Annotated in this window: 4 protein-coding genes and 2 pseudogenes; all 6 read right to left on the bottom strand. The window is 73.3% G+C overall.

The features are described 5' to 3' along the window. Window positions 1-420 (bottom strand): annotated as a pseudogene (locus EHS43_RS39915) (hypothetical protein); the annotation flags it as partial. Beyond that, window positions 368-1219 carry an FkbM family methyltransferase gene (locus EHS43_RS39910; RefSeq protein WP_125195445.1) on the bottom strand — a complete coding sequence of 284 codons (852 nt, stop codon included), beginning with the start codon at window positions 1217-1219 and terminating at the stop codon, window positions 368-370. The pseudogene EHS43_RS39915 and the gene EHS43_RS39910, both read right to left, overlap by 53 nt. Continuing rightward, entirely contained in the window at window positions 1216-1455 is a 240-nt protein-coding gene (locus EHS43_RS39905; protein ID WP_125195444.1) for a Trm112 family protein, read from the bottom strand. Before EHS43_RS39905 ends, EHS43_RS39910 begins: the two co-directional genes overlap by 4 nt. Continuing rightward, complete coding sequence (locus tag EHS43_RS39900) at window positions 1452-2357, bottom strand: hypothetical protein (protein ID WP_125195446.1); 906 nt, start codon at window positions 2355-2357, stop codon at window positions 1452-1454. The genes EHS43_RS39905 and EHS43_RS39900 overlap by 4 nt, the downstream gene beginning before the upstream one ends. Before the next feature lie 21 nt (window positions 2358-2378). Then, entirely contained in the window at window positions 2379-3116 is a 738-nt protein-coding gene (locus EHS43_RS39895) for a class I SAM-dependent methyltransferase (RefSeq protein WP_125195443.1), read from the bottom strand. Then, window positions 3113-3758 (bottom strand): annotated as a pseudogene (locus tag EHS43_RS39890) (condensation protein); the annotation flags it as partial. The pseudogene EHS43_RS39890 and the gene EHS43_RS39895, both read right to left, overlap by 4 nt.

The following is a 3758-nucleotide window of genomic DNA, read 5'->3' as shown; positions in this document are numbered from 1 at the left end:
GCTCTGGCCCGACCTCCGTTTCGAGGTCCTGCTCTCCCCGACCGGCGCGCGGATCAGCCACTCGTTCCAGACCGCGCCGGTCGGGGAGAGCAGGACCTCGAAACGGAGGTCGGGCCAGAGCGGGACCGGCCACAGCCAGGCCTCGCACTCCAGGTCGCCCACCGCACGGGTCAGCACGGTCTCCGGGGGGCCGAGGACCGAGCGGTACCGGGACGCGGCGGCGCGGGCCCGCGGGGAGCGGACCATCGCCTGCCAGCGCTTGTTGGCCTCCCGCATGTCCGCGATCGACACCCCCAGCGTGTGCCGGACGTCCTCCACCGGGCCGGGGTTGTGGTCGGCCATGCGGCGCAGCAGGACCAGCTGGAAGTCATGGACGGTGAAGGGACTGGCCGGGGGCTTTCCGGAGGGCATGGTCCCCATCGTCCCCCACCGCACTGACACCGGGCCTGCGGCCGTCGGGCAGGAAGAGCACCGAGTTGACGTACCGGGGACGGCGCACGAAGGGCAGGACCCGGCGGAGCAGTCCCTGGCCGACGACGTACGAGGCCGTCTCCTGGTGGGCCTCCAGGGGGAAGCCGGACAGCGGGACCCAGGCGGTGCGGGGCAGCACCCAGCCGTCGTAGCCGAGGAGGGCGAGGTGGGTCACCACCGGCGCGATCGGCTGGATCCGCGACTCCAGTTCCACGAAGAGCGCGGGCCGGTCGCGCGCGAGGATCCCGGCGGCCCCGCGCAGCACCGCCAACTCGTTCCCGTCCACGTCGATCTTGATGAAACCGACGTCCTTCAGGCCCAGTCCGTCCAGCGTGACGCAGCGGACCTCCACCGCACGGCCGTGGATGTCGCGCCGGACCAGGGAGGACACCCCGCGGTCGCCCTCGTCGCCGGGCGGCAGCCACAGCCGGGCGGTGCCGGGGCGGTCGGTGGCGGCGGCCTGGACGACCCGGACGTTCGCCGGGGCCGCCGAGGTCAGCAGCCGGGCCAGATGAGGGACCGGTTCGACGGTCACCACCTGCCGCGCCCGCCCGGCCAGCCGGCGCGTCCACGGCCCGTACCAGCCGCCCACGTCCACCGCCGTCCGGCAGCCGGCCGGGCACAGTTCGGGCAGCCGCGCCAGCTCCGGCTCGAAGCGCGGGTACACGGCCCGGGCGACCGCCGCCACCAGACGGGTGGGCAGATGAGGGGCGACTCGCGCCGCCCAGGTGCGCGCGGGCCCCGTCATGGAGTCATCCCGGGGGTCTGGGGAGAACCCCCAGTACAGCGGCGCAGCAGGTCCTCGTGCTCGTCGTCCGTCACCTGCTCGCCGGAGGCCGGCAGCAGCTGCGGGATGCCGTCGACGATCGGGTAACGGCGGTGCAGCCGGGGGTTGTAGAGGGCCTCGTCCGGCGGTACGAGGTGCAGGGGGCCCTTGTCGAGCGGGCAGGCCAGAATCTGCAGCAGCGGGTCGTCGGGGTTCATGGGGGCGTCAACTCCTTGGCACCGATGGGGGTTTGGGGCGCCGAATCGTGCTTGGGCATGCTCAGCAGCACGGCGACGGCGAGCAGGGTGCCCGCGAGCCGCAGCGCGAGCCGCAGCGGGTCGTGGGGCAGGGACTCGCCGAACGAGAGCGTGCCGAGCACCGCGGTGTACAGACAGGTCACCGTCGTGCACACCGGCACGATCAGCGAGGCCCGGCAGCGCTGGAGCGCCGCCTGGGACATCACCAGGCCGAACGCCCCGGTGAACAACAGGAGATACGGATACGGGGAGCCCAGCAGCGCAACCACCGCGCTGCCGAGACCGCTTGAGGGCAGATAGCTCGACACGCCCTTGATCGCGAGCGAGCTGACCCCGTACAGCAGGCCCACCGCCACGCCGTACTCGACGCCGGTCGTCGGCATGCGGTGCCGGTGCCGGGTGCGCCGCTCGGCGGACCCGTACAGCCACACGCCCGCCGCCAGCGACGGTACGCACACCAGCAGGATGAGCTGGTACGGGGCGTCCCGGCTGACCCGGTCCGAGCCCTCCTTCAAAGAGAGCACGACCATGAGGAGCGCGGCGAGGATGGCACCGAGCGCGTACCGCTCCCGGCTGCTGGTCTCCTCGCCCAGCAGCCGTGCCGACAGCAGGACCAGCAGCACCAGACCGGAGACGAAGATGCCCTGCGCGGCCGCGATCGGCAGCGTCCGGTAGACCGCGAGCTGCGCCCCGAACCCGGCCGCGAGCGAGAGCGAACCGCCGATCCACAGCGGGCTTCTGAGCACCAGCCCGAGCAGTCGCAGAGGTTGACGGATCGTCACCTGAGGGAGTGCGGTCAGTGCCCGCTTCTCCAGCACGAATCCGACGCTGTACAGGGTGTTCGCCAACAGGGCCGCCGCCACTCCCCACCACATGGTCACCCCCTAGGTCTTGCGCGCGTGCAGCAGCAGGATCGACGCGAGCGAGGGTCTGGCACACGCCAGCCGGTCCAGTGCGCGCAGCGGACGCGGCACGCCGTGGAAGGGCGCCCCCTCAAGCCGTACGACCTCGAAGCCGGCCGCCGCGACGAACTCCCGCAGCGCGCGGGCCGTGTACAGCCGCAGGTGGCCCACGACCTCCCGGCCCGGCCGCCCGTGGATCGCCCGCAGGCTCACCTCCGAGAACACCGGCTGGACGCCGGCCAGCAGCAGCCCGCGGTTGTACCAGGCGGCCAGGTTCGGTGTGGACAGCATGAGATGGCCTCCCGGGCGCAGGATGCGGCGGATCTCGTCGAGCGCGGCGTCGGGGTCGACCAGATGCTCGACGACCTCGCTGAACAGCACGGCGTCGACGGAGGCGTCCTTGAACGGCAGCCCCTCGCCGCTCAGTTCACCGCGCACGGCGTACGGCAGCCGGGCGCGGGCGCGGGTGAGGGCGTCCTGGGACCAGTCGACGCCGACGATCCGATGGCCGGTGAGGAACGGGGCGGCGGTGGCGGCCGCGGTGCCGTCGCCGCAGCCGATGTCCAGGACGGTGCGCGGGACGGTCCCGGCCTTTCCGAGGGCCGCGGCCAGCATGCGGGCCTGGCGCAGCGACCGGGGGGTGCCGGAGGCGACCGGGACGGCGGGGTCCTCGTAGAAGTCCCTCAGGCCGCCGCGGCGCGGGGGTGCGGTGGTGTTCACGGGGCCACCTCCGTGGTGTGCAGGTAGTGCTCGAACAGGTCCCGCAGATGGGCGCCGTCGCCGTGGCCGAGCAGGGACCGCGACCAGCGCAGCGCGAGGTGCAGCCGGCCCGCGGTCGAGGCGGTCGTCACGGTGAGGCCGCGGGGCATCCTCGCGGGCGCCGAGAACCACACGGCCTGCGCGCGGCCCGCCTCCTCGCCGAAGTCCAGGGGGTACGGGACGCGGCCGATGTTGCTGAGGAGGGTGGTGGAGGTCCAGGGGGCCGCCGCCCTGCGCAGGCCGCGGGTGAGGGCGGCGCGCCAGGTCACCGGGGTGACCGGAGCCGTGAGGACGCCTGCGCCGTGGCCGAGCTGGGGGCGAGGGAGGGATTTCAGGGCCCGGGTCCGCTGGGCCGTGCGGCGCAGGAACTCGGGCATGTGGTTCTGGTCGTGAGGCAACTCCTCGCAGGAGAAGGGGACTTCGACCAGTCGGGTGCCGTTGCCGATGGGCATGCTCGCGTCCCTGGGGCGGTCGTCCACGGGCATGGTGATGCGCAGGGGGCGGGGGAACTGTCCGTGCTCCCTGTTCCAGTGCGCGATCGTCAGGGCGGTGGCGGCCATGAGCTGGTCGTTGACCGTGTAGGGGGAGCCCTTGGGGCGGTAA

Origin of the sequence: Streptomyces sp. RP5T (assembly GCF_003933965.1) — a bacterium.
Classification (GTDB): Bacteria; Actinomycetota; Actinomycetes; order Streptomycetales; family Streptomycetaceae; genus Streptomyces.
The sequence above is the reverse complement of the archived record's forward strand: the minus strand, read 5'-3'. Positions and strand labels throughout refer to the sequence as shown.